Origin of the sequence: Gordonia amicalis NBRC 100051 = JCM 11271 (genome assembly GCF_000332995.1) — a bacterium.
GTDB classification, from domain to species: Bacteria; Actinomycetota; Actinomycetes; order Mycobacteriales; family Mycobacteriaceae; genus Gordonia; species Gordonia amicalis.
This window is the reverse complement of the sequence record NZ_BANS01000027.1, coordinates 24651-50543: the sequence shown is the minus strand read 5'-3', so window position 1 is coordinate 50543 and position 25893 is coordinate 24651. Positions and strand designations below refer to the sequence as shown.

Below are 25893 nucleotides of genomic sequence, written 5' to 3'. Positions count from 1 at the left end.
GCGATCGGCCTCGCCCCATCGGCTCACCTCACGCCTCCGCCCGATCAGCCGATCGGTGATGGCGTCTCATGGGTGTCCCAGGCCGGGATCTTTCTGCCGGCTGGGACATCCCAGTCGGCGATCTGATAACCCACGCGTTCGAGGTGGGGCAACCGGAAGTCCATCGCCTGGGCGATGTCCGGGAGCTCGGTCACCAGGTCGCGTGTCCGCGGCCACCACGCGCCGTCGACCGATCCCCGGACCGAATCGGCCGGCTTGAGCCGCAACCGCTACTGGCGCGGCGGGTGCGCGGTCGGCGCGTTCATGCCCTGCTACCCAACGGATGGCGCCAAGTTCGCGGCCCGTGACGCGACCCGTTCGACGACGTTGCGGCGACGGCGCCCCTCGTGTGGTCCGCGACCCCCTCCTGGCCCGCGGCCGCGACACGCCGTTCCGATCGTTGGAGGTCGCGTCGTGCCGCATGTCCGCGGCGCGAGGACCGTCGCGCCCCGGCCAGGATCAACGCCAGTCCGAGCATGGCGAGAGCACCCAAGGCGACGCCGTGTAGTAAGAGGGCGCCAGTCGTTCCGGTCACGTGGTAACCGAAAACGGCGAAGCTGTCCGAAGGCAGTTCGTTTGCGGTGCCGTTGTTGGCGAAGAAGCCCGCCGCCGTCGCGATCACCGCGGCGACGAGAAGGATGAGCCCGATGATGACGGTCATGACTCCAGCCCTTCTTCGATCCCGGCCCGCCAGGTGGTTCCGGCTTCCGAGGTGGAGGGGGTCGCAAGGCCGATCGATTGCGTTGCGGCACTGTGAGATCGGTTGTTGTTGATGATCACGTCATTCTCCAGTTCGGTCACCGCATCGACGATCAGCGAACGCAGGTCACCGACCATGGCGGCGGTGTCGTCATCGGTTCGGTAAGCCTGCTTGGACGCGAGTAGTCGCTCGTTGAGCCGGCGGGCGATGGGAGGTAGATCGAGGCGTGTAGACATCAGGGTTCCCGTCTCTGGTTTTCGAACAGGACATCTGACAGGGTTCCGCCCCCCTGGACAGTCCTCATGACTTTCTCCCAGACGTCTCCGGCATGGTCTCTGGGTACATCGTCGGCGAGCAGGATCACCGGGTGCGAGTCGGGATCGAGAACCGTCGTCCGTGAGTGTCGTGCTCGGCGGAGGACCCGGCACGCGAGGACATCACCGATGACCTCATTCGGATCGGCACGGGTGGCGGCGTGGAACTGGACGTCCCATTCGGCGAGGATGTCGCCCGGTACGTCGCGAGGGTCTTGTTCCTGGATTCCGCTCACGATCGTCTGTGGTCTAGAGGAGTGACCAGGGCGTGCGCGGTGATAATCGCGCATGCGTCCGAACAGGCGACTTCGTGGAAGTGCATCGAGAATTCGGGTCGTGGTGATCATGGCGTGCGCCTGACTCGGTCGCCGTCTGGATGCGGCCGCGGTGACCCGGCGCCGCCGACGGTGACTCCTTCAACGTGCGATCCGGTGAGGTCCAGTCTACTCCGCCCGTCCAGCACCCCCGTCACCTGCGGGTTCATCGATGCCGATCACCGTCGGGCCGGCCACCGGTACCGGACCCGTGGTCGGCCGGCCGAACCGTACTGGGTGTCGCGATTGAGCACACCGTCGTCGGCGAGCCGCTCGAGGTATCGCCATGCGGTGACCCGCGACGAACCGAGCGCGCGGGCCACCTCCGAGGCGGTGAGTCCGTCGACACTGTCACGCACCGCGCGGCAGACCGCATCCTCGGTCTGCGGCGCGGCTCCCTTCTTCGCCGAGCGTCGGGGGTCCACGGCTCGGAGCTGCGCCAATGCCCGGTCGACGTCGCGCTGGCTGACCGCATCGGTGTCCCCGGCCAGCGCTTCCCGGTACCGCAGATACTGCTCGATCTTCTCGCGGAAAGCCGCAAAGGTGAAGGGTTTCAGCAAGTAGAGCAACACCCCACTGGACATCGCGGTGCGCACGGTCTGCAGGTCGCGTTGTGCGGTGATCGCGATGATGTCGGGCGCCGGGCGCACCCCGGCCAGTGCGGAGGCGAGGTCGGTGCCCCGGGCGTCGGGCAGACCGAGATCGAGGAGCACCAGGTCGACGGCATGGGTCTTCGTGGTGCGCAACGCCTCTTGGGCGGTGGTCACCGCACCGACGACCTCGAATCCGCCGATGCGGCCGAGATAGTCCCGGTGCGCCGCGGCGATGAGCGATTCGTCCTCCACGATCAGCACGCGGATCACCGCGTCACCCCCGCACCTGACGGCACCGCCCCTATCCGCACCGTGACCACGGACCCGTAGGTGTTCTCCGCGGTCAGCGTCCCATGATGTCGCGCGACCACCTGGGCGACCAGTGCCAGACCCAGTCCGCGGCCTGCCTCGTCGCCACCGGACTTGGTGGAGTATCCCCGGGCCGTCGCCCGGCGGCAGAGGTCGTCGTCCATCCCGGAACCACTGTCGGCGACGACGATCTCGAGCGCGTGCTGGTCCCCGACGACACCGACCTCCACCCACGGGTCGGCCGGATCGCACGCATCGAGGGCGTTGTCGACGAGGTTGCCCACGACGGTGATCATCTCGCCCGGCGACAAGATCTGGGTGGTGTCGTCACTCATCTGGGAATCCTCGGTGAGCGAGAACGCGATTCCCCGTTCGGCCGCCTGCGCACTCTTGCCCAGGAGCAGCGCCACGAGCGCCGGTTCGGCCACCGCCTGGGTCATCCGGTCGATGAGCTGTTGCGACAGTTCGAGTTCCGTCGTCGCCAGCCGGATCGCCTCCGCCGGACGTCCCATCTCGACCAGCGCGACCAACGTGTGGAGTCGGTTGGCGGCCTCGTGTGCCTGAGAGCGGAGGGCCTCGGCGAATCGTGTCATCGAGTCCAGTTCGCCTATGGTCTCGGCCAATTCGGTCCGGTCGCGGATCGTGATGACCGACGAGCGGCGTCGCCCGGACACCGGCGACCTGCTGACCAGTAGGACCCGCCCGCCCTCGGCATAGAGCTCGTCGGTGGCCGCACCGTCCGCGCCGGTCAGGAAGGAGGGCAGATCGGTTGCGGGCGTGTGGGTCCCGACCCCGAGCAGACGCCGCGCCTCGTCGTTGACCAGAACCGGTCGGCCGTCCTCGACGACGATCAGCCCCTCGCGGACCGCGCGCAACACCGCATCGTGATGGTCGTACATGAGCCGGAGTTCGTCCGGTGCCAGCCCACCGGTCTGTCTCAGGAGGCGCCGCCGGATCCACCAGACCCCGACGACGGCAGTCATCAGTGCTGCGAACGCGGTGACCGCGATCAGCGGCAGTTCCCCGCGCCACGTCGACGTGAGGGAACGCTGGGTGATGCCCGCCGCGACCATGCCGACGACCCGACCGTCGGCCGTCTGCACCGGCGCGATGGTGCGGATGGAGGGGCCCAGGGTCCCGGTATACGTCTCGGTCATCGTCTCGCCGCGGAGGGCCGCGTCGATGCTGCCGATGTAGGGCGCGCCGATCAGGGCCGGGTCGGTGTGGGTGTAGCGGGTGCGGTCCGGACCGAGCACCGTGATGAACGCGATACCGGTCGCATTCCGGATTCGGTCGGTGACCGGCTGCAGGATCGCACTCGGGTCCGGCGAGGTCAGTGCGGACACCGTCGACGGTGACTCCGCGAGGCTCACGGCCACGGCGGTGACCTCGGCACGCGCAGCGCGATCCCCGTCGACACGCGCATCGACCGCGGCCAGGACGCTGCCCCCGACGACCACCACGGCCACGACGATCAGCGCGAGCGCCGCCACCTGACCGGCCAGCGTTCGCGGATACCACCGCATGCCCGGCCCTCGTTTCCTCAGACGTGTTTCGTCAGACCCCGTTCGGGGATATCCCTCGCCGGATCGTCTGAACGTAATGAACAGAATCGTGACCGGCGTCACCACACCGGTTCACAATCCTAACCACCGAAGTCCCCGGCAAACGAGGAGAGAACTGCCGATGAACACAGATCAGAACGCCGGTGACGGTCCGGCCGGTGACGACCGGGCGGCGGGTGACGCCACGAAGACCGCACCGCCGGTCAAACGCGATCGCACGCACTGGCTCTACATCGCGGTCATCGTCGCGGTGGTGGCCGGCGTCGTCGTCGGACTCGTCGCACCGTCGGTCGGCAAGGAACTCGGCGTGCTCGGGACCATGTTCGTCAGCCTGATCAAGATGATGATCGCGCCGGTGATCTTCTGCACCATCGTGCTGGGCATCGGATCGGTCCGTAAAGCGGCGACGGTGGGCAAGGTCGGCGGCCTCGCCTTCGTCTACTTCCTCGTGATGTCGACGGTGGCGCTCGCGATCGGGCTGGTCGTCGGCAATCTCATCCAACCCGGTGAGGGCCTCAACATCTCGTCGATGTCGGGCAAGGGCGAGGAACTGGCCAAAGAGGCCCACGAGTCCGGCGGAACCATCGACTTCATCCAGGGCATCATCCCGGAATCCATGCTGTCCGCACTGACCGACGGCAGCGTCCTGCAGGCACTGTTCGTCGCGCTGCTGGTCGGGTTCGCGATCCAGGCGATGGGACGTACCGGAGAACCGATCCTGACGGCGGTCTCGTACTTCCAGAAGCTGGTCTTCAAGGTCTTGACGATGGTGCTGTGGGTGGCGCCGATCGGTGCTTTCGGTGCCATCGCGAACGTCGTCGGACAGACCGGCTGGGCTGCCGTACAGCAATTGCTGACCCTGATGCTCGCCTTCTACCTGACCTGTGTGGTGTTCGTCTTCGGTGTTCTGGGGGTGATGCTCCGGACGATCGCGGGCGTGTCGATCTTCCGTCTCGTCCGCTACCTGGCCCGCGAGTACCTGCTGATCTTCGCGACGTCGTCGTCGGAGTCGGCACTGCCCCGCCTGATCGCGAAGATGGAGCACCTGGGCGTGGAGAAGACGACCGTCGGTGTAGTGGTGCCCACCGGCTACTCGTTCAACCTGGACGGCACCGCGATCTACCTGACGATGGCGTCGATCTTCATCGCCGACGCGATGGGCGATCCGCTCTCGGTCGGCGAACAGATCGGCCTGCTCGCGTTCATGATCATCGCGTCGAAGGGGGCGGCAGGCGTCAGCGGTGCCGGACTGGCCACCCTCGCTGGCGGACTCCAGGCACATCGCCCCGAGATGCTCGACGGTGTCGGGGTGATCGTCGGGATCGACCGGTTCATGTCCGAGGCGCGCGCGGTCACCAACTTCTCGGGCAATGCAGTCGCCACCCTGCTCGTCGGCTCGTGGACGCACACCATGGACAAGCACCAGATCGACGAGGTGCTCTCGGGGCGTGCCCCGTTCGACGAGACCAACATGGTCGACGACGAACTCGACCACGCCGGGACCGGTGCCGACGACAAGGTGCTCGAGGGAACCGCGACGCGGCCGTGAGCCGATTCCGGCCCGCGCGCGATCGGCGCGGGCCGGACTTCTCGCCCGGAAGCATGGCATGATGGGACTCGCCCCTTGATGCATCGCAATTCCGGTTCATGTCTCTCGTGACGCGCCTCAGTTCCGAAAGCTGATCTCTCCGGCGTACCTGGCAACAATCAGAAGGCCAGAGGTACGCACTCTTGTCCCTTTCATCGGTGTCACCTGCCCGCGACACGAAGTTCGTCAGTTCCTACACAGAACTGGCGGCGGAGGTCCGCGCATCGGGGCTACTGGACCGTCGCCGCGGTTTCTACATCACCCGGATGGCGTTGACCGTCGCCGCCTTCATCGGCGTGTGGGCCGTGGTGGTCGCACTCGGCGACACGTGGTGGCAGCTCGTACCCGCCGCCGTGCTCGCCGTGGTGAGCACCCAGTTCGGCTTCCTCGGCCACGACGGCGCCCACCGTCAGATGTTCGCCTCGGCCGGTGCCAACGAGTGGAGCGCACGGGTCCTCGCCGCCGCCGGAGCCGGATTGTCGTTCCACTGGTGGAAGAACAAACACAACCGCCATCACAAGGCCCCGAACCAGGTGGGCGTCGACCCCGACATCGCCGACGGCCCCATCGCCTTCGTGCCGGAGATCGCCGGGCAGCGGTCGGGTCTGTACGGCTGGTTCACCCGCCGGCAGGGTTGGTTCTTCGTCCCGCTGCTGACGCTCGAAGGGGCCGCGCTCCACGTTGCGAGTCTTCAGGGTCTCGCCGCACGAAACGCCGTTCCCCACCGTGCCGTCGAGATCTCGCTGATCGTGCTCCGGCTCGCCCTCGGTGTCGCGGTCCCGTTCATCGTGATGACCCCGGCGCAGGCCATCGCCTTCATCGCGGTACAGCTCGCGGTGTTCGGACTCCTGCTCGGCGGGTCGTTCGCCCCGAACCACAAGGGCATGCCGCTGGTGCCCAAGGACATGCGCGTCGACTTCCTACGCCGGCAGGTCCTGATGTCGCGCAACATCCGGGGAGGACGGTTCACCGACTTCATGATGGGCGGATTGAACTACCAGATCGAACACCATCTGTTCCCCAGCATGCCTCGACCCAACCTCATCAAGGTGCAACCGCTCGTTCGTGCCCACTGCGAGCGTCACGGCGTCCAGTACACCGAGACCTCACTGATCGCGTCCTACGGGATCGTGATCCGTTACCTCAACCAGGTCGGGCTCAGCGACCGTGACCCCTTCACCTGCCCGCTGGTCCGTATGTACCGCTGACCCGCACCGAACGCGTCACCGACGCGTCCGCACAGACAGACGCACGAGGCCGCCCCACCGGAAGTGGGGCGGCCTCGTGCGTGGTTCCGGTGGCCGGATCAGCCGGCTGCGGCGGCGGTCGCCATCACACGCAGCGACGCGATCAGGCCGTCGATCAGGTTGCCCTGACGGAAGCCGGTGACCGCAGCGGTCACACCGAGTGCGGCGACGCGGTCGTTGACGCGGCTCGACACCTCGCGACCCGAGACGATGACGACGTCGCGCGTGTTCGGCGACACCGCGATGAGCGTTCCGTGCGCGGGTTCGGGCGACTTTGCAAGGATGGCCCGGGCACTCGCGTCGAGGTCACCGTCGAGGTCCCCGACGTAGACCGAGAAACGCACGAGGGCCTTCTCGCTCGCGGCCTTCAGGGTGTCGTCGAGAGCGATCAGGTCCTTCTTGCTGAAGGGCGGCGTCGACGGCGCATCACCCGGGTAGCGGGCCGCCGAGATGCGTCCGCTGTTGGTGACCACGGCGCCCAGCGGAAGTTCCGCCGCCGACCGGGCCGCGACCTCTGCACTCACTTTCGCGTGCGAAACCTCACCACTTGCCACTTGCCGAGCTCCCATCAACGTCGCCGGGTTCCGCGTGCCGCGGAAGTGCCATCGGTTCGATGTCGGTGGCACTGAAGAGAAGCGGTGCATGCTCCCATTGCTGATCGAGGGTGTACTCCTTGACCTTCGGGTACTTGACCCCGCCGGAGAACACCATCGCGACAACGCAGAGCACGACGAAGAGCACCGTCACGATCGTGACTGGCACTCCGATGGGGACGATCAGGCTGTCCATGTCACCCTTTCGATGGTCGCGCCGGACCCGGCCGGTTGTCGGCACAGGTCATCGGTGATCAATCTAGCCCACATCAGACCGACCGGTGCAGGGGCCCCTACAGCGCGTCGTAGACACTTCCCGGCGACATTCCGGCCGGCGTTTCGAGTGGCTTCCCCCCGCATCACGCGGCACCCGCGTCGATGTACTGCATCCACGCCGGATGGATGTCCTTGACCGCGGCGATGAGGCCCCAGTGCCGGCCTCTCGGGGCGATCGGCCGCGTCCGCAACGACCAGCCCAGTTCGCCGAGCAACCGGTCCGCCTTGAGGTGATTGCACGACGCACAGCAGGCGACGCAGTTCTCCCAGTTGTGCGCGCCGCCCCGGCTACGTGGGACGACGTGATCGATGGTGGTCGCGGGTCTGCCGCAGTATCCGCAGCGGAACCGGTCACGGTGCATCAGCGCGGAGCGGGTCAACGGCACCGTCGCGCGGTACGGGACCCGCACATAGGTCCGCAGCCGGATCACCGTCGGCACCGGCACCGCCGTCGCGGGCGAGTGGAACGCTCCCCCGGACTCGTCGGCGTGGACCGTGTCGGCACGTCCACGCAGGATCAGGACGACGGCGCGGCGGACGGTGACCGCGCTGAGCGGCTCGTACGTGGCGTTGAGCAGCAGCACCCGGCGGCGTGTCCACGTTCGTGACCCGGCCGCCTGCGAGGCCGGTCCGCCGTGGAGCCTCGTCACCTCGGTCGTCGTGGAATGTGACCTGTGCGTCATTCGACCTCCCGCCAGGCCCGCGTGAACAGGTTGACCTGCACAGTTCACCACGGACGCCGACGTCGTGCAGGGAAAATCCGACGCAAGACGGCCCGCCGGGGACCAGGCCGGCAGCGCGTCACGTTGAGGCACTCCGCGGTCGTGGGGACAATGGCGGCTGTGACTGGCGAATCCGGCAACTCCCCCGACCCGTCCCCGCGCAGCTTCTACGAGGAGATCGGCGGCTCGGAGACGTTCCGACGGCTCACCGAGGTCTTCTACACCGAGGTGGCGAAGGACGAGGTGTTGCGCCCGCTGTACCCCGAAGAGGACCTCGGACCCGCCGAGCGACGGCTCCGGATGTTCCTCGAGCAGTACTGGGGCGGCCCCCGGACCTACTCCGACGAACGCGGCCATCCGAGGCTGCGCATGCGCCACAACCCTTATCGCGTCGGCCCGATCGAGCGCGACGCCTGGCTGCGGTGCATGCACACCGCGATCGCCGCCATCGACGACGAGACCCTCGACCCGCCGCATCGGCAGGCGCTCGTCGACTACATGGAGATGGCCGCCCAGTCGATGATGAACTCGCCGATCTGAGGTCTCGCAGAAACCTTCTGCCGTTCGCCACCCGTACTCTCGACACGCCGACGACGCGCCGATTGACCTGGATTTCTCGCCGAAAACTCAGGTAAGGCAGAATGACCACGGTGAGCGATGAGACACCAGATGTTGTCCCCGCCGAGCCATCTGACGGGGGTCAGCCCGACGGCGCACACACCGTCGTACCGGAGACCTCGGGTACCGAGGGCAACGTGAGTGACTCGTCGGACGACACCCCCGAGATCGCCGGAGACGCACCGGATGCCGTGGCCGGTGTCGAGGTGATCGATCCCGCGACGACCGATCCCGAGGCCCTCGACGAGGAGGCCATCGAGGCCGAGGCCGACGCCGAACTCGATCCCGACGCCGAAACCGACGCGGCAGCCGGACCGTTCGAGACCGAGCCCGCGGAATCCGCGGACCCACAAGAGGACTTGGCGCCGGCGATCGTGCCGCAGCTGGATCCGACCGACACCACCTGGTGGAAGTCCGCGGTCTTCTACCAGATCTACCCGCGGTCGTTCTGCGACGCGAACGGCGACGGCGTGGGCGATCTGGCCGGTGTCATCGGCAAACTCGGATATCTCGAGCTGCTGGGCATCGACGCGATCTGGCTGAGTCCCATCATGACCTCGCCGATGGCCGACCACGGGTACGACGTCGCCGATCCGCGCGACATCGACCCGCTCTTCGGCGATCTCGCGACGTTCGACTCGCTCATCGCCGAGGCCCACGAGCGCGACATCCGAGTCACCATGGACCTCGTCCCGAACCACACCAGCGATCAGCACGAGTGGTTCCGCGCAGCACTGGCCGCCGGTCCGGGCAGTCCGGAGCGCGCCCGCTACATCTTCCGGGACGGTCGCGGAGAGAACGGCGATGAGCCACCGAACAACTGGCACAGCATCTTCGGCGGGCCGGCATGGACCCGGATCACCGAGGCCGACGGCAGCCCCGGACAGTGGTACCTCCACATCTTCGCCGCCGAACAGCCCGACCTGAACTGGGAGAATCCCGAGGTCTTCGAGGATCTCGAGAAGACGCTGCGGTTCTGGCTGGATCGCGGCGTCGACGGCTTCCGGATCGACGTGGCGCACGGGATGGCAAAGCCCGCGGATCTGCCCGACATGGATCTCACCACCACCGCTCTGCTCACCAACGACGACGACGATCCGCGGTTCAACAACTATGCGGTACACGACATCCACCGCAAGATCCGAAAGGTGCTCGACGAGTACCCGGGTGCCGCGAACGTCGGCGAGATCTGGGTCAACGACAACGAACGATTCGCGGAGTACCTCCGTCCCGACGAACTGCATCTCGGTTTCAACTTCCGACTCGCCAAGGCGCCCTTCGAGTCCGGCGCCATCCGCGAGGCCATCGAGAACTCGCTCGACGCCGTCCTCTCGGTGTCCGGCACCCCGACGTGGACGCTGTCCAACCACGACGTGGAACGAGAGGTGACGCGCTACGCCCCCGTCGACCCGGAGACCGGTGAACCCGACCTCGCACGCGGGACGCGTCGTGCGCGGGCGATGCTCGTCGTCGAGATGGCCCTGCCAGGAACGATCTTCCTCTACAACGGCTCCGAACTCGGTCTCCCCAACGTCGACGACCTACCCGAGGAGGTCCTCCAGGATCCGGTGTGGGAGCGGTCGGGTCACACCGAACGCGGCCGCGACGGATGCCGTGTCCCGTTGCCGTGGCAGGGCACCGAGCCACCGTTCGGCTTCAGCTCGTCGGCCGACACCTGGCTGCCGATGCCGGAGTCGTGGCAGTCGCTGACCGCCGAGGCACAGCTCGAGGATGTCGGCTCGATGCTGTCGCTGTACCGGGCAGCCATCGAATTGCGTTACGATCGAGCGGAATTCGCCGGCGAATCGATCGAATGGTACGAGGCCCCGGAGGGTTGCCTGGCATTCCGGCGGTCCGAGGGATTCCTGATCTGCGCCTTGAACGCGGGCGAGGTGCCGGTGCCGCTGCCACCGGGTGAACTGCTGCTGATCAGTTCGCCGCTGGTGGACGGCATGCTGGCACCCGACGCCGCCGCCTGGCTGGTCTGAGGACCGGTCAGAGAACCGTGACCGACAGGTCGCGATGACGACGCTGGTACACCGAGCCGTACCGGGCGTCTATCCGGATCCACGCCGCCGACAATCGGATCCGGACCGGCTCAGCAGCATCGATGTCCTCGACGGGCGAGGTCTCGGTGACCGCGCGCCCATCGCGGTCACGGATGAACCCCATCCCGGTCAGGGCGAAGAGCGACCGCATGGTGACCGCCGCGTGTAACGCGCCGTCCTCGGTCGAGACCTCGAGCACGTCCTGGTCGAGCAATCCCGTGGCGGGTCCATGAGCGCTGCCCTCGTCGCGCGCCACGCGGGCACCGTCACGTGCCAGACCGACGATGCTGCGCGCGGGCACGTCGTCGACGTGCCGGTAGCCGGCGGATACGGGAAGTGCACCGCGCCAGGCACTGTCGAGGGAGAACCCGGGATCGATCTGCGCGCCCGCGGGTGCGGCGACGAGCGCCGAGTGCAACGACGCGGCGTCGCAGACGATGTCGGCCGGCGCCACGCGTCCCGAGACCGCGCGGGTCGCGAGTACCTCGAACCCCGTGTGGGTCCACAGGCCGACCAGGCCGTCGGAGCGCGCCACGACCCGCACCACGGCGGCGTCGTCGAGCCTTCGGGCATGCGCGAGGAACGCCGATGCGTTGGACCGATCCGATTCCGCGATCTGGATGAAACGTTCCATCAGCGCGGCGTCGCTGACGTGTCGTCGGCGCGCCGGAACCGGTCTAGATAGTCCTTCTGCTCCGGGGTGAGCCGTGCGACGCGCTGCGCGCCGACGTCGAACGCGACGAGTTGGGTACTGGCGACGACTGCCGGTTTCGATTCGGGGTCGGCACCGGCGGGACGGACCTCATAACCGACGGTGAAGTCGACGGCGCGCAGGCGCTGGACGTACATGGTGACCTCGATCGGCCCCTCGGAGTGCCGCAACTGTGCCTGATACCTCACGTGCAGGTCGGCCACGAGGCAGCCGTCACGCAGTGACGCGGTGGGGCGGCCGTCGAGGAACAGCCACGGGATGCGCGCCTCCTCGAGCAGCGTGACCATCCGGGCATGGTTGATGTGCTGGTAGACGTCCATGTCCGACCATCGCACCGGGACCTTCACCACGTAGCCGTCGGCCGTCGCGGTTCCCGAGTCCTCGTTGAGCACGTGCGTCATCCCCTGTTCGGTCCGAGATCTCCTGGTACGACGCCGCCGGGCGCCGCGGATTCAACCCTACGCACGCCGTCCCGCGGCGCTCGCCGATGGGCGGCCGGACGCCGCCGGCTCAGGCCGGACCGATCTCGACCCGCAGGCCGTTGAGGACGGCGGTTCCCGACAGCGGATCGAGTCGTGTGCCGTCGTTGAGGTTGTTCACGTTGACGCCGGGCTCCACGGCTGCCACCTGGAGACGGGACCCGGCATCGTCATGCCCCCAGCCGTGCGGCATCGACGCCACGCCGGGTTTGATGTCGGTGGTGATCTCGACCGGGACGGTGAGTGATCCGCCTGCTCCGCGGACCGTCGCGAGCCCGTCGATGCCCAGCCGTGACGCATCGTCCGGGTGGATCTGCAGCGTGCACCGATTGGTGCCGCCGGTGAGCGCGGGCAGGTTGTGCATCCAGCTGTTGTTGGACCGCAGGTGCCGGCGTCCGACGAGGAGGAGCGACGCAGGGTCGCTGTCCGCCGGGTTCTCGGCGTCGACGGCGGCGCGCAGCCGGGCGAGATCGGCGATCAGCGGGTCCGGCGCCAACTCGACCTTCCCCGAGGCGGTGCGGAGCACGGTGAGCAGACGCGGCCGCATGGGTCCGAGGTCGATGCCGTGCGGAGCCGCCAGGACGTCGGCGAACGTGAGGCCCTCCCGGGCGCCGAACCCGTCCCCGTAGGCGCCGATGCGCAGCATCATGTCCAGGCGGCGCTGGTGGCCCGGGGCGTCGGGCAGCATCGCCACCAGCGACTCCACGTCGCGACCGGCGACCGGCGAATGCGGATCGGTCACCTCCTTGGCCAGGGTGGCGGCGATGACCTGCTCGTCGACCAGACCCGGATCGGCGTCGACGCCGACTCCGGACAGGCCCAGGATCAGACGGCAGACGATCTCGATCTCGTCGGGCCGCCCGTCGGGAAGCGGCAGCACCGGCAGCGAGTAGCGGACGGTGGCCCGCACGGCCAGGTTGTTGAGGATCGCATCGAAGTGCGGCGTCTGCGAGGGGCGCGGGGGCGGCAGGATGATGTCGGCGTGCCGGGTGGTCTCGTTCAGATACGGGTCGACGCACACGACGACGTCGGCGGCGTCGAGTGCGGTCGCCAGCCGGCCCCCGTCGGGCGCGGACAGCACGGGATTGCCCGCCACCGTCACCAGTGCTCGTAGCCGTCCCTCGCCGGGTATCTCGAACTCCTCGGCCATCGCGACCGCGGGCAATTCCCCCGCCACCTCGGGATGTCCCGACACCCGGCTGCGCCAGCGTCCGGTCCGGAAGCCCCGACCCGGGTGTGCCGGACGGGGTGCCGGCGCGGTCGGCGCCATCGGGAACAGAACACCGCCCGGTCGGTCGAGGTTGCCGGTGAGGACGTTCACGACGTCGATGAGCCAGCTTCCGAGAGTGCCGAATTCGACCGCCGTGGTACCCAGGCGCCCGTAGACCGCGGCCGACGACGACGCCGCGATCGCGCGGGCGAGCCCGCGGATGTCCTCCGCCGGCACGTCGCAGTACGGCGCGACCCGCTCGGGTGTGAGATCACCGATCTCCCTGCGCAGTTCGTCGACACCCTGCACATGGGGCCCGATGCCGCCGAGGTCGTCGGCGACGAGTCCCTCGTCGAACAGGCACGTGACGACACCGGCCAGCAGCGCGGCGTCGGTACCCGGTCGAGGTGCCAGATGGGTGTCGGCGAGCCGGGCCGTGCGGGTCCGCGCCGGGTCGATCACCGTGAGACGACCCCCGCGGTGCCGCAGGGCGTCCAGCTTGCCCGGGAAGTTCGCGGCGGTGGTCATACTGCCGTTGGAGACAACGGGATTCGCGCCGATGATCACCAGATGGTCGGTGCGGTCGAGGTCGGGGACGGCGAAGGTCCCGGCGTGACCGAAGAGGTAGCCCGAGGCGGCCTGTTTGGGCATCTGGTCGAGCGTGCCGGCGCTGAACACGTTGCGGGTGCGCAGCGCCCGGACCAGCAGGGGCGCGTACAGCGTGCCCGCGATCGTGTGGGCCGACGGATTGCCGAGGTAGAAGCCGACCGACGATCCCCCGTGATCGGCGATGACCCGCCCGAGGCGCTCGACCGCGAGCTCGAGCGCCTCGTCCCAGCCGACTTCGACGAATCGTCCATCGCGTTTGACGAGCGGGTTCCGGAGGCGGTCGGGGTCGTTGTCGAGCTGCGGGAAGCTCGCCCCCTTCGGACAGATGTAGCCGTGGCTGAACACGTCGTCGGCGTCTCCGCGGGCACCGGTGACGAACTCCTCGCCGCCGTCACCGGGATGGTGGTGGGAATCGACCACGAGGGTCAACCCGCAGGTCGCCTCGCAGAGCGGACAGATTCGCGGTGCCGTGCGCGTCATGTGCCCAGGCTAGGCCCGGAGATCGGGTCGGCGGGGGCGAAACGGATCAGCGAATCACCGCGGCGAAGCCGCTCACCTGATCACACTGCGAAGCCGCTCACCTGATCACACTGCGAAGCTGCCGCGCGGCGACCGACAGCGTCGCGAGGTCGAGCGTCCCGGTCTCCTCGATCTCCGCCAGGATGCTGCGGACACGGCTCAGCCGGTTCGACTGGGAGGACTCCCATTCCGCGATCTTGTCGGCGCTCGGTTCGTCGGGTTCGCTGACCTCCAGGATCTTGAGCGTGAGGGCACGCAGCGCGCCGTGCATGTCGTCGCGCAACGCCAGCCGGGCGAGCGCATGCCAACGGTCGCCGTAGTCGAGTCGGGACACCGCGGTGAGCAGTTCCTCGAGGCCGAAGTGTTCCATCACGGCGAAGTAGAGCTCACCGACCTCCTCGAGGCCGCGGTCGGAGATCTCGGCCGCGTCGATGATGTCGAGCAGGCAGAACCGGTGAAGGCTGACCGCGACGGCCTGCGCGAGGTCGGCGGGGACGCCCTTGTCGACGTATGTGTCCACCCGGTCGGAGATCTCGCGCAACGAGCTCTCCCCCAGCCAGCCGTCGATCAGCGCGGACAGCTGCGTGATCCGGCCGGAATAGCGCTTGATCTCGGCGGCCATGGCGAGCGGCTGCGGGCGGAACGCGAGCAGCCACCGCGACGACCGGAACAGCAGCCGGCGGACGTACAGCATCATCTCGTCGACGACCGCCGCCGGCGCCGGTGCGTGCCTGACACTCTCGAACACCTCGCGCATACCGAAGACCTCGTTGGAGACGACGTACGCGCGGACCCCTTCCTCCGTGGTGCATCCGGTGCCCTCGCCGAGCCGGAACAGATGGGTCATCCCGGCGTGATCGATGACGTCGTTGACGAGGGTGGTCGTGACGATCTGGCGGCGCAATCGATGCGAGTTGATCTGCTCGCCGAACTTCTCGCGCAACGCCTCTGGAAAATAGCGGGCCACTCGTGCGGCGAAGACATCGTTGTCGGGGAGGTCGCTGTCCAGCAGATCCGATTTCGCCTCGAGTTTGACGTGCGCCATCAAGGTCGCGAACTCGGGTGAGGTGAGTCCGCGATGCAACTCCCCGTCGAACCGTTTACGGAGCTCGCGCGCTTGTGGGAGGGCTTCGAGCCGCAGGTCGACGCCGCGTTCACGCGAGAGCTGGTCGAGCATCCGCGCGTGAACCTCCACCCGGGTCAGCTCGAAGGTGCGGCAGAACCCCAACTCCGAGTTCTGTGAGATGTTGTCGGCGAGAACGAGATCGGCGACGTCGTCGGTCATCGACTCGAGCAGCGGGTCCCGGTCGTCGGGCTCGAGCACACCGCTCGACACCGCAGAGTCGAGCAGGATCTTGATGTTGACCTCGTGGTCCGAGCAGTCGACGCCTGCCGAGTTGTCGAGCGCGTCGGTGTTGATCCGGCCGCCCGCGAGATCGAACTCGATCCGGCCGCGCTCGGTGACCCCGAGGTTGCCGCCCTCCCCGATCACCTTGGCCCGCACCTGATCACCGTCGACGCGGATCGCGTCGTTCGACTTGTCACCGACGCTCCCATGGGACTCCGTCGACGCCTTGACGTAGGTGCCGATCCCGCCGTTCCACAGCAGGTCGACCGGCGCGAGCAGGATCGCGCGGATCAGTTCGGGCGGTGGGAGCTCGTCGATGCCCTCCTCGATGCCGAGCGCGACCGCCATCTCCGCACTGACGGGTATCGACTTGCGGTCACGGGACCACACCCCGCCGCCCGCACTGATCAGGCCGGTGTCGTAGTCCGCCCACGACGACCGTGGCAGGTCGAACAGTCTGCGGCGTTCGGTGAAGGACCGGTCCGCGACCGGGTCCGGGTCGACGAAGATATGCCGGTGGTCGAAGGCGGCGACGAGGCGTATGTGCTCGCTGAGCAACATCCCGTTGCCGAACACGTCCCCGCTCATGTCGCCGATGCCGACGACGGTGAAGTCCTGCGACTGGGTGTCGAAGCCCATCTCGCGGAAATGCCGTTTCACCGACTCCCAGGCACCACGCGCGGTGATGCCCATGGCCTTGTGGTCGTAGCCGGCCGACCCGCCCGAGGCGAACGCGTCACCGAGCCAGAAGCCGTAGGACCGCGACACCTCGTTGGCGATGTCGGAGAACGCCGCGGTGCCCTTGTCGGCCGCGACGACCAGGTAGGTGTCGTCCTCGTCGAGGCGGACCACACCGCGCGCCGGGATGACCTCCCCGGTCGAGCGATCGATGTTGTCGGTGATGTCGAGCAGACCCGCGATGAACTGGCGATAGCAGGCGATCCCTTCGTCGCGCTGCGCATCCCGGTCCACGGCGGCGTCCCCGGTCGGTGCCGGCAGCCGTTTGACGACGAAACCGCCTTTCGCGCCGAGCGGGACGATGACGGCGTTCTTCACCGCCTGCGCCTTGACCAGCCCGAGGATCTCGGTGCGGAAGTCCTCTCTGCGGTCCGACCAGCGCAGGCCGCCGCGGGCCACTGCGCCGAACCGCAGGTGGACGCCTTCGACCCGGGGCGAGTACACGAAGATCTCGTGCAGCGGACGGGGTTCGGGGGTCTGCGGGATCTCGCGCGGCCGCAGCTTGAACGAGATGACCGGGCAGTACTCGCCTGGTCGGCCGTCGCCGGAATCCCGGTCACCGCCATCCCGATCGCCGACCGTGACGAAGTAGTTCGTCCGTGATGTTGCACTCATGACGGCGGCGAAGGCCGACACGACGCGGTCGGCGTCGAGACTCAGCACGGTGCCGATGTCCGCACGGAGTTGTTCACTCACCCGTTCCCGGCGTTCACGGTCGGCGGCGGACGGATCGAAGGAGGCCACGAACAACTCGACCAGCCCGCGCGTGATCCGCCGGTTACGACCCAGCACGTTCGCGACATGGGCTGTGCTGTAGGAGAATCCACACTGCCTCAGGTACTGACCGTATGCGCGCAGCATCGCCGCCGAACGCCAGTCCAATCCGCACCGGATGATCAGTTCGTTGTAGTCGTCGACTTCCGCGGCGGCGAGCCAGATCTGACGGAACGCCTCGGTGAAACGCTCCTCGAGGTCGTCGGCGTGATGGAGGTCCACCGACATCCCGGCAGCCAGTTCCACGATGAACTCGTACGCCCAGCAGACGGTGCCGTCGGCCCGGCGGATCTCGTACGGATGCTCTTCGAGAACGTCGAGGCCGAGACTGTGCAGCACCGGTAGGACGTCGGTGAGGGTCGCCGACTCCCCACACAGATAGAGGGTGAACCGCCAACGGGCATGGCCGTTCGGCCCGCGCTCCTCGGTGGCGTCGAGCGTCACCGCCAGTGCTCCCGGTTCGAGTGCGACGACTCGTATCAGGTCCTCGAGGGCATCGTGCGGTTCACGGAGTTCCTTGTAATCGTCGGAGAGCGAGGGCAATTGTCGCAGAACGAGTTCGGGGCCGCCGCCGAGGTTTTCCAAGCGGCCGCCGAGGTCCGCGGCCAGTTCACGGACACGTTCGTCCCATCCGCGGATCGCCGTCGCGAGCGCCGCCTGCATACGGGCGTGCGCCGGTGATCCGGTGTCGACCGAACCGAGCTCGGACGCGGTGGCCGGCTCGATACACACCAGCACCTGCAGGAGCGCGAGTGGCATCTCACTCACTCGAGCGGTGTATTCCAGTGCGCTGCCGTGCAATTCGTCCATCAGGGCCCGTTCGAGGGCCAGTCGGCTCTGCGTGTTGTACCGGTCTCGCGGCAGGTAGACGAGGGCCACCGCGGTCTTACCGTCGACGCTCGTGCGCACGAACAGCCGCAACGACCGGGTCGCGACCGCGTCGAGCATCTCGGTGACGCGTCTGGTGAGCTCCTCGGTGGTGGAGGCGAACATCTCCACCAGCGGATAGTTCTGCAGCAGCTCGATCATGGACTGGCCGGCGAAGGAATCCTCGTCGACCCCGGCACCTGCGAGGACGTCGTGCACCTTGGTGCGCAGCACCGGGACGTCGAGCACGGTCTGGTGCAGGCCGGACGAGGTGAGCGTGCCGAGGAAGCGGTGTTCGCCGTCGTGGTTTCCCTGCCGATCGAACGCCGGGACCTGGAGCAGCACAGGAAAATTTGACCGCTGGATGCCGGTGGCGACGTAGACACGACTCGCTTGCGGCAGCAACGGTCGCGCGGTGACCGACGGGAAGTCGCGAGTGATCGAGTCGGTACGCCACACGCCGAGTCGTTCATCGGCGTCGGCGAGACCGTCGGTTCCCACCCGCGTGTAACCGAGCGGGTGGAAGTGGTTCCCGGAGAACCACTCGAGGAGCTTCGAGTATTCGAAACGATCCGAGTCGGAGATGCCGGTCGACCCGCCCAGCGGGGCGACCGACAGATCTGCCGCGCACGACGTCATCCGCGACCTCATCCGGGTGGCGTCGTGATCGACGTCGCCCACCCGGGACACGACCTCGAGGAGATCGGAACGGAGCGCCTGCGGATCGACATCGGGATGCCCGGCGAGTCCGCCGACGAAGATCCACGACTCCCAGCGGGCGCCGGGTACGTCGTCGATCGCCTCGAGTCCGCCGTCGGCGTCGCGCCGGACCGGCATCACCGGGTGATCCATCTTCCCGATGGCGAGGTCATGCGCCTCGACGGTGGCGAGCACCGCCTCGACCAGCAGGGGCATGTCGTCGTTGACGACGACGATCTCGACCGCGCCGCCGGCGTCGACGGCGACTTCGACGAGAGCCTCGCCGGGGTCGCGCCGAGTCGCGACGTCAAGGTGACGCACCACCTGCTCGGCACTGTCCGTCGCCGAGCCGTCGGCCCGCGACTTGAAGTAGTGGTTCACCGCGTCCGGCACGAGTGACGTCACATCGCCGATGCTAGTCACCCGTGCCGGACGGGGATGGGATTAATCGCGAGTGAGTTTGCGGTGGGTCACCCGGTGCGGACGGGCCGCGTCGGCGCCGAGGCGCTCCACCTTGTTGGCCTCATACGCCTCGAAGTTGCCCTCGAACCAGAACCACTGTCCTTCTTCGACGTTGCCCTCCCACGCCAGGATGTGGGTACAGGTGCGGTCGAGGAACCAGCGGTCGTGGCTGATGACCACGGCGCAGCCGGGGAAGTTCTCGAGGGCGTTCTCAAGCGAACCCAGGGTTTCGACGTCGAGGTCGTTGGTCGGCTCGTCGAGGAGGATCAGGTTGCCGCCCTCTTTCAGGGTGAGCGCGAGGTTGAGACGGTTGCGCTCACCACCGGAGAGGACCTCCGCCTTCTTCTGCTGATCCGGCCCCTTGAAGCCGAAGGCACTGACGTAGGCGCGCGACGGCATCTCGTTCTGGCCGACCTCGATGTAGTCGAGTCCGTCGGAGACGACCTCCCAGACGTTCTTCTTGGGGTCGATGTTGGCGCGCGTCTGGTCGACGTAGCTCAGCTTGACCGTCTCGCCGACCTTCACGGTGCCCGAGTCGGGTTGCTCGAGACCGACGATGGTCTTGAACAGCGTGGTCTTACCGACGCCGTTGGGGCCGATGACGCCGACGATGCCGTTACGCGGCAGGGTGAAGGACAGGTCCTTGATGAGGACGCGGCCCTCGAAGCCCTTGTCGAGGTGGGAGACCTCGACCACCACGTCGCCGAGACGCGGCGGCGTCGGGATCTGGATCTCCTCGAAGTCGAGCTTGCGCGTCTTCTCCGCCTCGGCGACCATCTCCTCGTAGCGGGACAGGCGGGCCTTGTTCTTGGTCTGGCGCGCCTTGGAACCGGAACGAACCCAGGCGAGCTCTTCCTTCAGGCGGCGCTGCAGCTTCTGGTCCTTCTTGCCCTGGACCTCGAGCCGCTCGGCCTTCTTCTCCAGGTAGGTGGAGTAGTTGCCCTCGTAGGGGTGCAGCTTGCCGCGGTCGACCTCACAGATCCACTGCGCGACGTGATCGAGGAAGTACCGGTCGTGGGTCACGGCCAGGACGGCGCCCGGGTAGCTCGCGAGGAACTGCTCGAGCCACAGCACCGACTCGGCGTCGAGGTGGTTGGTGGGCTCGTCGAGGAGCAGCAGGTCGGGCTTCTGCAGCAGCAGCTTGCACAGCGCGACGCGGCGACGCTCACCGCCGGAGAGATGCGTGACCGGGGAGTCCGCGGGCGGGCAGCGCAGCGCGTCCATCGCCTGCTCGAGCTGTGAGTCGAGGTCCCAGGCGTCGTTGTTGTCCAGGTCTTCCTGGAGCTTGCCCATCTCCTCCATCAACTCGTCGGAGTAGTCGGTGGCGAGCAGTTCGGCGATCTCGTTGAAGCGGTCGAGCTTGACCTTGATGTCGCCCATACCCTCTTCGACGTTCTCCTTGACCGTCTTCTCCTCGTTGAGAGGGGGCTCCTGCAGGAGGATGCCGACGGTGGCGTCGGGGTCGAGGAAGGCCTCGCCGTTCGACGGCTGGTCGAGGCCCGCCATGATCTTCAGGATCGACGACTTACCCGCACCGTTGGGACCGACGACGCCGATCTTGGCGCCCGGGTAGAAGGACATGGTGACGTCGTCGAGGATGACCTTGTCACCGTGCGCCTTGCGCACCTTCTTCATCGTGTAAATGAACTCTGCCACGGAGAACTCCTTCGGACCTGCTCGATGCCGGGGTGGATGTCAGCACTGGATGCTCTGGCGCACGCTCGGGCGATGCGCATACATGGCCCCCCAGCCTAGTGGTCGGCCCCGGTGGGCTCGCCGCCCGGTGACCCCGCCGCGGGTCCTGCGGTGCGCATTTGGCCGGATGCCGCGCGCGATGCGCGGTTTGTCGCAACAATGATCCTCGTCGGCTGGTGCCGGCGACGGGTGTGGGTGCAGCGCCGGCGAGCACACGTGCGGCACTGGGGGGCAGCGCCATGGGAGTGTCATGCACTCGGTGGGCAGATGGACCGTGGTTGTGGTCGTGGGTGTGATCGTCACCTCTCTGGGTGCGGTCGGCGCCTGTTCCGCGGCCCCGCGGGAGTGCCCGTCGACCATCTCCCCGCTGTACGGCCCGCCCGGTCCGTGCCTGCGGTTCGGGGTCACGACGCCGAACGGTCCGCTCGAGCCCGCCGACGTCGCCGCGGTCACCCGGGTGACCGGAGTGGCCCCCACGGTCAACATGTTCTTCGAGGACTTCACCGCGATCCCGCCGATCGCCGCGCTGAACGCCGTGGTCGGTTCCGGGGCCGAGCCGATCGTCACCTGGGAACCCTGGCGGCACCTCGGTGACGGCACCTACGACCGGTCCGCGTTCTCGATGTCGTCGATCGTCGACGGGACGCACGACGACTACCTGTACCGCTGGGCCGACGAACTCGTCGCCTGGGGTTCGACGGTGTACCTGAGGTTCGCCCACGAACCCAACGGCGACTGGTACCCGTGGAGTCCGGCGGGCGGGACCCCGCCGGAGCTGTACATCGCGGCGTGGCGGCACGTCCACGACCTGTTCGCGTCGAAGAACGCGGCGAACGTGAAGTGGGTGTGGGCGCCCAACGTCCCGATCTCCGACGCTCCCCTGTCCCGCTGGTATCCCGGCGACGACTACGTCGACGTGCTGGGCGTCGACGGATACAACTGGGGTTCGGTACCCGGCCACCGATGGACGTCGCCGAAAGAACTGTTCGGTTCGTCTCTCGACCAGCTGCGGGACCTCGCCCCGGGCAAACCCGTCCTCGTCACCGAAGTCGGGTGCGCCGAGGCAGGCGGCTCCAAGGCGGACTGGATAGCCGATCTGGTCAGCTATCTCGACGAGGCCGACGGCGTCACCGGCTTCGTCTGGTTCGACCACGACAAGGAAGCGGATTGGGGTTTGACGAGTTCAGCAGCAGCGGGCCAGGCGATGGCGCGCGCGCTCGGGAAAGTGGGGCTTCGGTGACGGACGTGCGGTATGACGCGGCGGGTGCGGACACAGCGGGGGCCGGTGGCCACGGGATCGATGCGGCCGATGCGTTCATCGAGCCCGCCGTCGAGGAGGCACGCCTGCGTGCGGTGGAACAGCTCAATCTGCTCGACTCCGAGCCCGAGGACCGGTTCGCGCAGATCACCCGCATGGCCAAGGGGTGTTCGGGGTACCGATGTCGACCGTCTCGCTCCTCGACCGGGACCGCCAGTGGTTCAAGGCGGTCGACGGAATCGACATCCAGGACCAGCCGCGTGAGGAGTCGGTCTGCCAGGTGACGGTCGCGCGGGCGTACTCCCAGCCCGCCGAGCCGGCGCTGGTGATCGAGGACGTCTCCGCGATCCCCTGCTTCGCCGAGATCCCCCAGATCGCCGCCGACGGCGGGATCCGGTTCTACGCGGGGTATCCGCTGTACGGGCCCGGCGGCCACCCGGTGGGGACCTTCTGCGTGTACGACACCCGGCCCCGGCAGTTGACCGCCGACCAGCTCACCGCGTTCCGGGAGCTCGCGGCGTGGGCACAGCGCGAGATCGAGAACTCCGACGACCTCGAACGCGCCGCGCAGGTCCAGCGGCGGTTGCTCCCACCGCCGCTCGGCGCGGTGCCCGGTTATTCGATCGAGGCGATGTGCCTGCCGGCTTTCGCGGTCGGCGGCGACTTCTACGACCACTACCGCTGCCGTGACGGACTCGTGTTCACCGTCGCCGATGTCATGGGCAAAGGGCTGGCCGCCGCGATCGTCACCGCCACCGTGAAGTCGGCGATGCGCGCTACGTCACGGGCGTTCGACGCCGCCCGGACGGAGGCCCCCGGGCCCGATCTCGGCGAGGTCGTCGGCACCGTTACCGACCAGCTCGCCGACGACTTCGCCGGGACGGAGACGTACGCGACCCTGTTCCACGCCCGTCTGCGCACCCGGGACGGCCACGTGGAGTACATAGACGGTGGGCACGGACTCGCGACCGTGCGCCGCAGCGACGGACGGTGCACGATCCTGCGCGGCCGCGGCCTCCCGATCGGCATCCTGCCCAATGACACCTGGCGGTCGGCCGCCGTCGACCTCGCCCCCGGCGACATGCTCGTGATCGCCTCCGACGGCGTCCTGGATCTCGTCGACGAGGACGCGACCGAACTGCTCCGGTTGCTCTCCGCCGCAGGCACTCCCGCGGAGGTCCGGGCGAGGGTCGACGATCTCGTCGCCGCCCGGCCTGCGGTCGACGACGTGACCCTGATCGCGGTCCGGCGCGACGAGGCCGGATGAGCGAGAGCATCGAGGAGGCCACCCTCGCCCGGACCGCCCCGTCGCCGTGGCTACGGCTGCTCATCGTCGTCGCCGCGATACTCGGGCTCAACTACATCGTGTGGCGCTGGCTCGCCTCGGTGAACTGGGACGCCTGGTGGATAGCCGTTCCCCTGGTGGTCGCCGAGACCTACAGCCTCATCGACTCGCTGCTCTTCGGACTCACCATGTGGAAGCTGCAGCACCGCCCCGATCCACCGCCTCCTCCGGCGGGGGCCACCGTCGACGTCTTCATCACGACCTACAACGAGCCCATCGAACTCGTGATGAAGACCGCCCTCGCCGCGAAGGCCATCACCTATCCGCACACCACATGGATCCTCGACGACGGTGACCGCGCCGATCTCGCCGCCGAGGCTGCGCAGGCAGGGGTGAAGTACCTGACCCGGTCGTCGAGCTGGCTGGACAAACCGAGACATGCCAAGGCGGGCAACCTCAACAACGCCCTGATGCAGACCGAGGGCGAGTTCATCCTGATCCTCGACGCCGACCAGGTTCCCGAACCCCAGATCCTCGACCGCACACTCGGTTACTTCCACGACGAGAAGATGGCGCTCGTCCAGACCCCGCAGTACTTCGTCAACGTGCCGCCGTCGGACCCGCTGGGTTCGCAAGCACCCCTCTTCTACGGCCCGATCCAGCAGGGCAAGGACGGCTGGAACGCCGCGTTCTTCTGCGGCTCCAACGCGGTCCTGCGTCGGGAGGCCTTGATGCAACTCGGGATCACCCAGTACGTCAGAGCCGTCGAGGACGGCGTCGACCGCGCTCTGCGGACCGCGCGGACCGTGCTGCGGAAGACCCGCCGGCGGATCGGTGACAACCCGACCGCACTCGCCGCGCTCGACGAGGTGAATGCCGCGGTCCGGGAAGCGCGGGGTGCGCTGAAGAAGCGTGAACCACTGGCCGACGTGACCTATCGCTTCCAGGCGCGCGTGGACGAGGCCGCACGAGGACTCGTCGACGCCGACGTCGAGGCGATGCGGGCCGACCTCGAGGCGATCGAGGCCCTCACCGAGTTCAGCGAGCAGGAAGCCGGCGCCGGGTCGCTCGACTACGACGCCCTCGCGGTGCTCGCCGATCGCGAATGGTCCCCGCTCGGTGCCATCGAATCGATACGGGCACTGGTGGCCGCCGTCGATGTCGGTAGATCCGATGAGGCGCAACCGATGCTGCCGCTCGCGACCATCTCGGTCACCGAGGACATGGCGACCTGTATGCGGCTACACGCCCTCGGCTGGAACTCCGCCTACCATCACGAGAACCTCGCGTACGGTCTCGCCCCTGAGGACCTGAAAACGATGCTCACCCAACGGCTTCGGTGGGCCCAGGGCACCATCCAGGTGATGTTGCGCGAGAATCCGCTGGTCCAGAAGGGACTCACCATCACCCAGCGACTCATGTACTGGGCGACGATGTGGAGCTACCTGGCCGGCTTCGCGGCGATCGCCTACATCGCCGCACCCGTGGTGTACCTCGTGCTGGGTGTCCTCCCCGTGCAGGCATACAGCTGGGACTTCTTCCTCCGGCTCATCCCCTTCCTGCTGGTCAACCAGCTGCTGTTCCTCGTGGTGGCCCGCGGGACCCCGACCTGGCGTGGGCAGCAGTACAGTCTGGCGTTGTTCCCGGTCTGGATCAGGTCCTGCACCACCGCATTCCGCAATGTCTATCTGAACAAGCCGCTGGGCTTTGCCGTGACACCGAAGACCAAGCAGTCCCAGGACGCGTTGCCCTGGCATCTGGTTCGTCCGCAGTTGGCGGCGATGGTGCTGCTCGTGGTGGCGTCGGTGATCGGCATCGTGCAGCTGTGGCGGGGCGCCATCTCCGTTCTGGGGGTCGGAGTCAACCTGTTCTGGGTACTGTTCGATCTGGTGATCCTGAGCGTGGTCATCATGGCGGTGCGCTACCGCGGCCCCGACGCAGACCCTGAAACCGAGAGGTAGTGATGACGAGATTCGCGAGTCGTGCCGTCGACGGCGATGCCGTGGCGATCAGGCCGGAGGGACGGCTCAACATGGTCGCCGCCCCCAAGCTGCGCGATCAGTTGCACGAACTCGTCGGCGCCGGATCTTCCCGCATCGTCGTCGATCTGTCCGGTACGGAGTTCATCGACTCGTCCGGTCTGGGTGCCCTCGTGTCCGGCCTGAAGATCGCGCGACAGGCTGGTGGCGACCTGCGGATCGCGGCTCCCACCGAACAGGTCGTCACCGTTCTCGAGTTGACCAATCTCAATCGGGTTCTGCGCGTTCACGAGTCCGCGGACACCGCGTTCGGTCCCGAGTGAGAGCCGACGG

The 25893-nt window shown here is 67.7% G+C and carries 21 protein-coding genes and 1 pseudogene; 8 read left to right on the top strand and 14 right to left on the bottom strand.

From position 1 onward, the window contains the following. Positions 1–44: 44 nt before the first annotated feature. From GOAMI_RS13860 to GOAMI_RS13835, 6 genes are all read right to left on the bottom strand, one after another. Positions 45–266 (bottom strand): DUF5994 family protein, encoded by a 222-nt coding sequence (locus GOAMI_RS13860; protein WP_006437168.1) that lies wholly within the window; start codon positions 264–266, stop codon positions 45–47. Positions 267–301: 35 nt separating this feature from the next. Beyond that, positions 302–700 carry a hypothetical protein gene (locus GOAMI_RS13855; protein ID WP_006437167.1) on the bottom strand — a complete coding sequence of 133 codons (399 nt, stop codon included), beginning with the start codon at positions 698–700 and terminating at the stop codon, positions 302–304. Next, positions 697–975, bottom strand: a complete 279-nt coding sequence (locus GOAMI_RS13850) for a hypothetical protein (protein WP_006437166.1) — start codon at positions 973–975, stop codon at positions 697–699. The genes GOAMI_RS13855 and GOAMI_RS13850 overlap by 4 nt, the downstream gene beginning before the upstream one ends. Beyond that, positions 975–1289 (bottom strand): hypothetical protein, encoded by a 315-nt coding sequence (locus tag GOAMI_RS13845; RefSeq protein WP_238063699.1) that lies wholly within the window; start codon positions 1287–1289, stop codon positions 975–977. The genes GOAMI_RS13850 and GOAMI_RS13845 overlap by 1 nt, the downstream gene beginning before the upstream one ends. A gap of 257 nt (positions 1290–1546) precedes the next feature. Beyond that, on the bottom strand, positions 1547–2230 hold the full coding sequence (locus GOAMI_RS13840) for a response regulator (RefSeq protein WP_006437164.1): 684 nt from the start codon (positions 2228–2230) through the stop codon (positions 1547–1549). After that, complete coding sequence (locus GOAMI_RS13835; protein WP_006437163.1) at positions 2227–3795, bottom strand: sensor histidine kinase; 1569 nt, start codon at positions 3793–3795, stop codon at positions 2227–2229. Before GOAMI_RS13835 ends, GOAMI_RS13840 begins: the two co-directional genes overlap by 4 nt. A gap of 160 nt (positions 3796–3955) precedes the next feature. Here GOAMI_RS13835 and GOAMI_RS13830 point away from each other — a divergent pair, with 160 nt between their 5' ends. Both GOAMI_RS13830 and GOAMI_RS13825 read left to right on the top strand, forming a co-directional pair. Then, positions 3956–5383, top strand: coding sequence for a C4-dicarboxylate transporter DctA (locus tag GOAMI_RS13830; RefSeq protein WP_006437162.1), 1428 nt, complete (start codon positions 3956–3958; stop codon positions 5381–5383). A gap of 182 nt (positions 5384–5565) precedes the next feature. Then, positions 5566–6630, top strand: coding sequence for a fatty acid desaturase family protein (locus GOAMI_RS13825; protein ID WP_006437161.1), 1065 nt, complete (start codon positions 5566–5568; stop codon positions 6628–6630). Between the two features lie 98 nt (positions 6631–6728). Here GOAMI_RS13825 and GOAMI_RS13820 read toward each other — a convergent pair whose 3' ends face one another. From GOAMI_RS13820 to GOAMI_RS13810, 3 genes are all read right to left on the bottom strand, one after another. Then, positions 6729–7223, bottom strand: coding sequence for a DUF5130 family protein (locus GOAMI_RS13820; protein WP_006437160.1), 495 nt, complete (start codon positions 7221–7223; stop codon positions 6729–6731). Continuing rightward, positions 7210–7458 (bottom strand): aa3-type cytochrome oxidase subunit CtaJ, encoded by a 249-nt coding sequence (gene ctaJ / locus GOAMI_RS13815; RefSeq protein ID WP_006437159.1) that lies wholly within the window; start codon positions 7456–7458, stop codon positions 7210–7212. The genes GOAMI_RS13820 and ctaJ overlap by 14 nt, the downstream gene beginning before the upstream one ends. A gap of 163 nt (positions 7459–7621) precedes the next feature. After that, the gene (locus GOAMI_RS13810) at positions 7622–8221 is read right to left on the bottom strand and encodes an HNH endonuclease (protein WP_040004838.1); all 600 of its coding nucleotides are present in this window, start codon (positions 8219–8221) and stop codon (positions 7622–7624) included. A gap of 150 nt (positions 8222–8371) precedes the next feature. Between GOAMI_RS13810 and GOAMI_RS13805 the strand changes: the two genes are divergently transcribed. Both GOAMI_RS13805 and GOAMI_RS13800 read left to right on the top strand, forming a co-directional pair. Next, the gene (locus GOAMI_RS13805) at positions 8372–8800 is read left to right on the top strand and encodes a globin (protein ID WP_006437157.1); all 429 of its coding nucleotides are present in this window, start codon (positions 8372–8374) and stop codon (positions 8798–8800) included. Positions 8801–8901: 101 nt separating this feature from the next. Further along, positions 8902–10866 (top strand): glycoside hydrolase family 13 protein, encoded by a 1965-nt coding sequence (locus tag GOAMI_RS13800; protein ID WP_006437156.1) that lies wholly within the window; start codon positions 8902–8904, stop codon positions 10864–10866. A 7-nt stretch (positions 10867–10873) separates the two neighbouring features. On the opposite strand, the gene GOAMI_RS13795 is transcribed toward GOAMI_RS13800, so the two are convergent. The 5 genes from GOAMI_RS13795 to ettA all read right to left on the bottom strand — a co-directional run bounded on the left by GOAMI_RS13795 (position 10874) and on the right by ettA (position 20999). Beyond that, a complete protein-coding gene (locus GOAMI_RS13795) occupies positions 10874–11560 on the bottom strand; it encodes a DUF8010 domain-containing protein (protein ID WP_006437155.1) in 687 nt (228 codons plus the stop codon). Continuing rightward, positions 11560–12039: an acyl-CoA thioesterase gene (locus GOAMI_RS13790; protein WP_006437154.1), complete on the bottom strand. Its 480-nt coding sequence runs from the start codon at positions 12037–12039 to the stop codon at positions 11560–11562. The genes GOAMI_RS13795 and GOAMI_RS13790 overlap by 1 nt, the downstream gene beginning before the upstream one ends. A 109-nt stretch (positions 12040–12148) precedes the next feature. Then, positions 12149–14416: a molybdopterin-dependent oxidoreductase gene (locus GOAMI_RS13785; RefSeq protein WP_006437153.1), complete on the bottom strand. Its 2268-nt coding sequence runs from the start codon at positions 14414–14416 to the stop codon at positions 12149–12151. Between the two features lie 97 nt (positions 14417–14513). Then, entirely contained in the window at positions 14514–19286 is a 4773-nt protein-coding gene (locus GOAMI_RS13780) for an NAD-glutamate dehydrogenase (RefSeq protein ID WP_040004837.1), read from the bottom strand. Positions 19287–19325: 39 nt separating this feature from the next. Beyond that, a complete protein-coding gene (gene ettA / locus GOAMI_RS13775) occupies positions 19326–20999 on the bottom strand; it encodes an energy-dependent translational throttle protein EttA (protein ID WP_006437151.1) in 1674 nt (557 codons plus the stop codon). 289 nt (positions 21000–21288) lie between these two features. Here ettA and GOAMI_RS13770 point away from each other — a divergent pair, with 289 nt between their 5' ends. From GOAMI_RS13770 to GOAMI_RS13755, 4 genes and pseudogenes are all read left to right on the top strand, one after another. Next, positions 21289–22278: a glycoside hydrolase family 26 protein gene (locus GOAMI_RS13770; protein WP_006437150.1), complete on the top strand. Its 990-nt coding sequence runs from the start codon at positions 21289–21291 to the stop codon at positions 22276–22278. Between the two features lie 56 nt (positions 22279–22334). Next, a pseudogene (locus tag GOAMI_RS13765) lies at positions 22335–23563 on the top strand (PP2C family protein-serine/threonine phosphatase). Then, positions 23560–25542 (top strand): glycosyltransferase family 2 protein, encoded by a 1983-nt coding sequence (locus GOAMI_RS13760; RefSeq protein WP_006437148.1) that lies wholly within the window; start codon positions 23560–23562, stop codon positions 25540–25542. The pseudogene GOAMI_RS13765 and the gene GOAMI_RS13760 overlap by 4 nt, the downstream one beginning before the upstream one ends. A gap of 2 nt (positions 25543–25544) precedes the next feature. Beyond that, complete coding sequence (locus GOAMI_RS13755; protein WP_040004836.1) at positions 25545–25883, top strand: STAS domain-containing protein; 339 nt, start codon at positions 25545–25547, stop codon at positions 25881–25883. The last annotated feature ends 10 nt before the right edge of the window (positions 25884–25893 follow it).

What these genes read in the sequence shown, in the direction of transcription:
- GOAMI_RS13855 (WP_006437167.1), bottom strand. Translation starts at nt 700, where the DNA reads ATGACCGTCATCATCGGGCTCATCCTTCTCGTCGCCGCGGTGATCGCG.
- GOAMI_RS13850 (WP_006437166.1), bottom strand. Translation starts at nt 975, where the DNA reads ATGTCTACACGCCTCGATCTACCTCCCATCGCCCGCCGGCTCAACGAG.
- GOAMI_RS13835 (WP_006437163.1), bottom strand. Translation starts at nt 3,795, where the DNA reads ATGCGGTGGTATCCGCGAACGCTGGCCGGTCAGGTGGCGGCGCTCGCG.
- GOAMI_RS13830 (WP_006437162.1), top strand. Translation starts at nt 3,956, where the DNA reads ATGAACACAGATCAGAACGCCGGTGACGGTCCGGCCGGTGACGACCGG.
- ctaJ (WP_006437159.1), bottom strand. Translation starts at nt 7,458, where the DNA reads ATGGACAGCCTGATCGTCCCCATCGGAGTGCCAGTCACGATCGTGACG.
- GOAMI_RS13810 (WP_040004838.1), bottom strand. Translation starts at nt 8,221, where the DNA reads ATGACGCACAGGTCACATTCCACGACGACCGAGGTGACGAGGCTCCAC.
- GOAMI_RS13805 (WP_006437157.1), top strand. Translation starts at nt 8,372, where the DNA reads ATGGCGGCTGTGACTGGCGAATCCGGCAACTCCCCCGACCCGTCCCCG.
- GOAMI_RS13800 (WP_006437156.1), top strand. Translation starts at nt 8,902, where the DNA reads ATGACCACGGTGAGCGATGAGACACCAGATGTTGTCCCCGCCGAGCCA.
- GOAMI_RS13795 (WP_006437155.1), bottom strand. Translation starts at nt 11,560, where the DNA reads ATGGAACGTTTCATCCAGATCGCGGAATCGGATCGGTCCAACGCATCG.
- GOAMI_RS13790 (WP_006437154.1), bottom strand. Translation starts at nt 12,039, where the DNA reads ATGACGCACGTGCTCAACGAGGACTCGGGAACCGCGACGGCCGACGGC.
- GOAMI_RS13785 (WP_006437153.1), bottom strand. Translation starts at nt 14,416, where the DNA reads ATGACGCGCACGGCACCGCGAATCTGTCCGCTCTGCGAGGCGACCTGC.
- GOAMI_RS13770 (WP_006437150.1), top strand. Translation starts at nt 21,289, where the DNA reads ATGCACTCGGTGGGCAGATGGACCGTGGTTGTGGTCGTGGGTGTGATC.
- GOAMI_RS13760 (WP_006437148.1), top strand. Translation starts at nt 23,560, where the DNA reads ATGAGCGAGAGCATCGAGGAGGCCACCCTCGCCCGGACCGCCCCGTCG.
- GOAMI_RS13755 (WP_040004836.1), top strand. Translation starts at nt 25,545, where the DNA reads ATGACGAGATTCGCGAGTCGTGCCGTCGACGGCGATGCCGTGGCGATC.